Annotated in this window: 6 protein-coding genes; 2 read left to right on the top strand and 4 right to left on the bottom strand. The window is 49.7% G+C overall.

Features of this window, described 5'->3' with window-relative positions; all coding sequences use genetic code 11:
* The first annotated feature begins 460 nt into the window (after positions 1-460).
* Both ygjG and MES37_RS22970 read left to right on the top strand, forming a co-directional pair.
* Entirely contained in the window at positions 461-1,858 is a 1,398-nt protein-coding gene (ygjG, locus tag MES37_RS22975; RefSeq protein WP_208111317.1) for a putrescine aminotransferase, read from the top strand.
* A gap of 97 nt (positions 1,859-1,955) precedes the next feature.
* On the top strand, positions 1,956-2,936 hold the full coding sequence (locus MES37_RS22970; RefSeq protein WP_133522261.1) for a hypothetical protein: 981 nt from the start codon (positions 1,956-1,958) through the stop codon (positions 2,934-2,936).
* Positions 2,937-2,982: 46 nt separating this feature from the next.
* Here MES37_RS22970 and lsrG read toward each other — a convergent pair whose 3' ends face one another.
* From lsrG to lsrD, 4 genes are all read right to left on the bottom strand, one after another.
* Positions 2,983-3,279, bottom strand: a complete 297-nt coding sequence (lsrG, locus tag MES37_RS22965; protein WP_064543284.1) for a (4S)-4-hydroxy-5-phosphonooxypentane-2,3-dione isomerase — start codon at positions 3,277-3,279, stop codon at positions 2,983-2,985.
* The gene (gene lsrF / locus MES37_RS22960) at positions 3,276-4,166 is read right to left on the bottom strand and encodes a 3-hydroxy-5-phosphonooxypentane-2,4-dione thiolase (RefSeq protein WP_237932711.1); all 891 of its coding nucleotides are present in this window, start codon (positions 4,164-4,166) and stop codon (positions 3,276-3,278) included. The genes lsrG and lsrF overlap by 4 nt, the downstream gene beginning before the upstream one ends.
* Before the next feature lie 10 nt (positions 4,167-4,176).
* Positions 4,177-5,196, bottom strand: a complete 1,020-nt coding sequence (lsrB, locus tag MES37_RS22955) for an autoinducer 2 ABC transporter substrate-binding protein LsrB (RefSeq protein WP_121814849.1) — start codon at positions 5,194-5,196, stop codon at positions 4,177-4,179.
* 2 nt (positions 5,197-5,198) lie between these two features.
* Positions 5,199-6,108 (bottom strand): autoinducer 2 ABC transporter permease LsrD (gene lsrD / locus MES37_RS22950; RefSeq protein ID WP_237932710.1); only part of this gene is annotated, 910 nt, incomplete at its 5' end.

The raw sequence follows: 6,108 nt of genomic DNA, 5'->3' as shown, positions 1-6,108 counted from the left end.
TACATATTCAAACCACTTATACACTGCATTTATTTAATAACCCCCACAAAATGATAACGTTCAGCGGTGAAATATTCACTGGGTGAATCATTAATTCAAGAGTCATTAAACTGGCAGGCATCATTCTATAATTTACTTATTCGCAATTCATCGCAAAAATAAATTAAAATGAAATTACTTCTTTTCATTTTATGAATTTAAAACTGCTAACTTTTCTTAGCGATGCACCTTTAAGTAGCACGATGCACGGCAATGGTGCACTACAACCAGATAACGCAGACCAAAGTCCCGCCATTATGGAATTTTCAACCAAAAAAACTCATCCCGTGTGCTTATTTATTACGCAGTTTGCATTCACTCAGATCGTTTATCCTGATTTTGTTTAGGGAAAGCGAAGTGGCGTATTCCCTGCAATACTTATTTCGTGTATCGCGTGATACGTCATCCCCAGGAGCACATTTTGAACAGGTTACCTACCAGCGCTTCGGCTCTTGCCTGTACAGCGCACGCCCTCAACATCATTGAAAAGAAGTCGCTGAGTCATGAGGAGATGAAGGCGTTAAATCGCGAAGTTATTGATAACTTCCAACAGCATGTGAATCCGGGTTTTCTTGAGTATCGCAAATCAGTGACCGCCGGCGGGGATTACGGAGCCGTAGAGTGGCAAGCAAGCAGCTTAAATACGCTTGTCGACACCCAGGGTAAGGAATATTTAGATTGTCTGGGTGGGTTCGGAATTTTTAACGTGGGGCACCGTAATCCAACAGTGGTATCCGCCGTACAGCATCAGCTCGAAAAACAACCCCTGCACAGTCAGGAGCTGCTCGACCCCCTACGGGCGATGTTAGCCAAAACCCTTGCGACACTCACACCGGGTAAACTTAAGTACAGTTTCTTTAGCAACAGCGGTACAGAATCGGTTGAAGCGGCGATTAAACTCGCTAAAGCCTATCAATCTCCACGCGGGAAATTTACCTTTGTCGCAGCCAGTGGCGCGTTCCATGGCAAATCTCTCGGGGCATTGTCAGCAACAGCAAAAGCTGCATTCCGTAAACCATTTATGCCGCTGCTTCCGGGCTTCAGGCATGTACCGTTTGGCAATATCGATGCATTACGCACCCTATTCAACGAATGCCGTAAAACCGGTGATGATGTCGCAGCCGTGATCCTTGAGCCTATTCAGGGTGAAGGTGGCGTCATTATTCCACCAGCGGGGTATTTACCTGCGGTTCGTAAGCTGTGCGATGAGTTCGGCGTACTGTTGATTCTTGATGAAGTGCAAACTGGCATGGGCCGTACCGGCAAAATGTTCGCCTGTGAACACGAAAACGTACAGCCTGATATTTTATGCCTCGCCAAAGCACTCGGTGGTGGCGTAATGCCGATTGGCGCGACTGTTGCCACGGAAGAAGTTTTCTCTGTGCTGTTTGATAATCCTTTCCTGCACACCACAACTTTTGGTGGCAACCCGTTAGCCTGTGCTGCAGCGCTTGCCACAATCCATGTTCTGCTTGAGCAAAACCTTCCCGCTCAGGCACAACAGAAAGGGCAATTGTTGGTGGATGGCTTCCTGGCTCTGAAACGCGAGTTTCCTGAGCTGGTTGTTGATGCGCGTGGGCAAGGTTTGTTGATTGCCATCGAGTTCAGCGACAACGAAATTGGCTATAACTTTGCTAGTGCTATGTTCCGCCAGCAGGTGCTGGTCGCCGGGACGCTCAACAATGCGAAAACCATTCGTGTTGAGCCTCCACTGACTATCACGATTGAGCAGTGCGAACATGTGTTGAGTTGTGCGCGGAAAGCATTGTCCAGCCTGAGAGTCGTGCAACCAGAAATCGTTGAAATAGAGCAACAATGAAGCTGAAAGTCTCCTGAGGCATAAGTGTAGCGCTTATGCCTCTTCTTTTAGTTTGCCGCAATTACTGTAAAATCATCTAAAATTTACTCGGATGGTTGTGGTTGATATGCGTTTTTTCTTTCTGGAATGGGTTAATGATTTTGAAAAAATGATGCTTGATTCTTTAGCACAAGAGAATCCTGTCTATCAGGTTAATCGCATCATGCGACGTTTCAAATCCATCAATAAATTACTCCCTGGCCAATATTTAAAAAAACTGCATAAAAAAATTCACTGCGCAAAAAAATTTTCTTTAATTAAAAACAGCGACGTCATCGTCTGTAATGGCTACAGTGTTTTCCCCTTCCTCGATTATGTGCAAACCATGCACTGTAAAAAGATATTGATTCTGCGCGACTCAGTTGATGCCTTAACGACTAAGCGTAGAAAACTGGGACAACTTGCAGAAAATCAGGATTATATTGAAACGGTTAAGCCTATTTTTGATGTAATTTTCAGCTTCGATCCGCAAGACAGCAAGACCTATGGCCTGACTTACATTAAGCAATTTGTTCCGTTTACCTGGCAACAAATTCAGTCTGCTAACCGCGCACCACACCCCATCGGAAATAGCTGTTTTTATGTCGGGGGTTATCAAACGGAAAGAGTGGATCTCATCAATAAAATAACGCCGTTGCTGCTGAAAGAAAATTGCAAAACTGACTTCTATTTAATGGATAAATATCACCACGACAGCAATTATCCAGCAAACTGCAAAAATATGAAGTTGAGTTATCAGGAAAATATAGAAAAACTAAACCAGTCACGCTTTGTTCTGGAGATCAATAAACCTGACCAAACGGGTTTAACGTTGAGATCTGTTGAAGCATTGGTTTTTAATAAAAAATTAATTACTAATAACAGTGCCATAAAAGAACAAGAGTTTTACCACCCATCTCGAGTGTTTATCTTTGATGGAAAAAACCAGCATGAACTTAAGCAATTTCTACACATTGAGCCGGTAGCGGCGACCGCAGAAATTGCCAGCAAATACAGTGCCGATGGCATGCTGGAAACGCTGAAACAGCATATTTCTTAGCCGGTTTTTTCTCCCTCTCCCGTGGGAGAGGGCTGGGGTGAGGGCATCACTCCTCAGGCAACAACCCAACAAAACTCCTTTTCTTACGCGGTTCCGACATCATCGCGTCTAGCTTATCGACACAGGCCAGATAATGCGGTGTTTGCTTATGCGCCAACACCGCTTCATCGTTTTGATACGCTTCATAAATAAAAAACCGCGTCGCGACATCCGGGTCTTGCAACACATCGAAACGCAAATTGCCCGGTTCCTTGATTGAGCCTTCGTGATTCGCGCGGAACACATCCATAAACTCATCAACCCGTTCCGGTTTGATATTAATTTCCACCAACGTCACGTTCATCCTTTGCCTCCATGATGTTTTTCATCCAACCAGAATTGGTACGCTTCGCGGGCAGAAAGATTCTCATGCACCACCTTTTTCACCGCTTTTAGCATCGCCAGCGGTGCGTCTGACTGGAAGATATTGCGCCCCATGTCCACACCGGATGCGCCCTGGTCGATGGCTTTGAAGCACATAGCCAGTGCTTCTTGCTCCGGTAGTTTCTTACCGCCAGCAATAACAATTGGCACCGGGCAACTGGCGGTGACTTTCTCGAACCCCTCTTCCACAAAGTAAGTTTTCACAAACTGCGCACCGATTTCTGCGGCAATTCGGCTGGCGAGCGAGAAATAACGTGCGTCGCGTGCCATCTCTTTGCCCACGCCAGTTACCGCAAGCGTAGGAATACCGTAGCGCGTGCCTTCATCTACCAGTTTGATGATGTTATTAATCGACTGGTGTTCATACTCGCTGCCAATGTAGATCTGTGCGGCCACCGCGCAGGCATTGAGACGCAAGGCATCCTCCATGGTCACCGCCACCGTTTCCCGCGACAGCTCGCTCAAAATCGAATTACCACCGGAAGCCCGCAAAACCACCGGTTTGTTGGTGGCTGGCGGCACCACGCTGCGCAGAATACCGCGGGTACACATCAGCACATCGGTTTCCGGAAACAGCGGCGCAATAGACAAATCAATGCGCTCAAGGCCGGTGGTCGGCCCCTGGAAATAGCCGTGGTCGAAGGCCAGCATCACGGTGCGCCCGCTGTCCGGGTTAAAAATCCGCGCCAGCCGCGACTGCATGCCCCAATCCAGCGCCCCGCTGCCCTTCAGGTAAAACGCTTTATTCTCCTGCGGGCGGCCAATGCCGTAATCTTTTCCCTCTTTGATATCGTCAAGATCTGCCATTTTTCCTCCCTCAGAAGTCGTATTTGCCGATGTTGTCTTTGGTGAACACCACACGTTCAGGTAGCAGCACAATGCCGTTACCTTTCGCTTCATACTGGTAGCCCTGCACGCTATTTGGCTCGACTTTCAGGCTGCCAATTTTCGCCACATCAACAGTATCACCGACGTTCAGATCGCCTTTTTTCAGCAGCGTATTGGCGACGTTGACCGCAATTTCGCCCTGCTGTACCACGTCCCACAGGCCAAAGGCTTTCACCGTGCCGCGCTCAACGTACGGGCGCATGACGTTTGGCGTACTGAAGCCAACAATCGCGACATTAGTGCGTTTCAGGTTTTCAGCTGCCTGGGCTGCGGCAGGTAACGCGTTGGCATCAGGGGCGATGATCGCATCCAGATCCGGATACGCTTTTAAAATCCCTTCAGCGGTTTGCAGCGATTTAGTCGCGTCGTTATAGCCAAACTGGGTGGTGACGATCTCCCACTGTGGATGATCTTTAGCAATTTTCGCCTTCGCCTCTTTCACCCATTGGTTTTGATCCGTCACGGTGGGGCTGGAGTAGAAGAAGGCAACTTTGGCGGCCGGTTTAGTCACCTGTTTCGCGGCCATATCCACCAACATGCCGCCGAGCTGTTGCGGGGTGCCCTGGTTGATATAAATACTGCGGCACTCGGGTTTGGTATCAGAATCCCAGGTCAGCACTTTCACTCCACGCTGCATCGCACGTTTCAGCGCCGGACACAGGCCGTCTGGCGAAACTGCCGAGACAATAATCGCGTTGTAACCCTGGTTAACGAAGTTGTTAATCAGCTGCACCTGGCCGGAGACACTCGGTTCAGTGGGGCCATCGTAGGTCACCGGTACACCGAGGTCTTTACCCGCCTGCATCGCGCCATTACCGCCGCTGGTAAAGAAGCCGACACCCACTAATTTTGGGATAAAGGCAATCCTGTCGGCGGCTTGCGCGCTCACCACACCAAAGGCCAAAGCCCATGCACTGAGCTGTAGCACGCGTTTTGTTGTCTGCTTCATCTTCAAACCCCCGTTAGTTTTTTGTGACCGCGCAAACGACGCCATGTCGTCTGTAGATAATCGCGGTGCAAACTCACCGACCGACCAATGACTACCACAATCAACAACGCACCGGACAACGCACTCGATACCTGATTAGGCACGCCAGCCATCTGTAAACCTTGTTGTAAATATCCCACTAACAGCGCGGCGAGCGCGGTGCCAAGAATGGAACCGGAACCGCCATAAATATTCGCTCCACCCAGCACCGCCGCCGTGAGCGCAGGCATCAGTAAATCGCGGCCTAAATCGGAACGCGCCGAACCGAAGTAGGAAACCAGCACAATGGCGGCAATCGCCGACGCCAGCCCAACCATGCCATAAACGCCGTACAGCGAACCGTTGACTGGCAGCGCGGCATAGCGCGCCGCACGCGGGTTTTGTCCGATAAGAAAAATATGGCGGCCAAAGCGTGCGCGGTGGGTCAGCAGCCAGAACAGCAACGTGATGACAGCGAACATCACCAGCGGGATCGGCAAGCCAAACAGCGTCAGATTGGCGAAGTTGGTGAAGGTATCCGGGAAGCTGCCGATGCCTTCGTAACCTGTCGCCCCCGCCATCCCCGAAAGCAGCAGCGCCGCACCGCCAAACAGATACAGTGTACCCAGCGTAATCACCAACGGGCTGATTCCGGTGTAGTGAATCAGTGCCGCGTTGAACAACCCGCATAGCAGGCCGACGGCGAGCGTAAGGATCACCGCCAGAGAAATCGGCATTCCCGCCTGCAGCATCACGCCCAGCGCAATCGCGCATAAGCCAATGGTGGAACCGAGCGAAATATCAATGCCACCGCTGATAATCACCAGCGTCAACGGCAGTGCGACAATCCCGATGCAGATAAAATCGCTGGTGCTAAACAGCAGCATATTCACG

Origin of the sequence: Buttiauxella sp. S19-1 (genome assembly GCF_022134725.1) — a bacterium.
Taxonomy (GTDB): domain Bacteria; phylum Pseudomonadota; class Gammaproteobacteria; order Enterobacterales; family Enterobacteriaceae; genus Buttiauxella; species Buttiauxella ferragutiae.
Note: the sequence above shows the minus strand (reverse complement) of the source record. Positions and strands in the feature narration are given on the sequence as shown.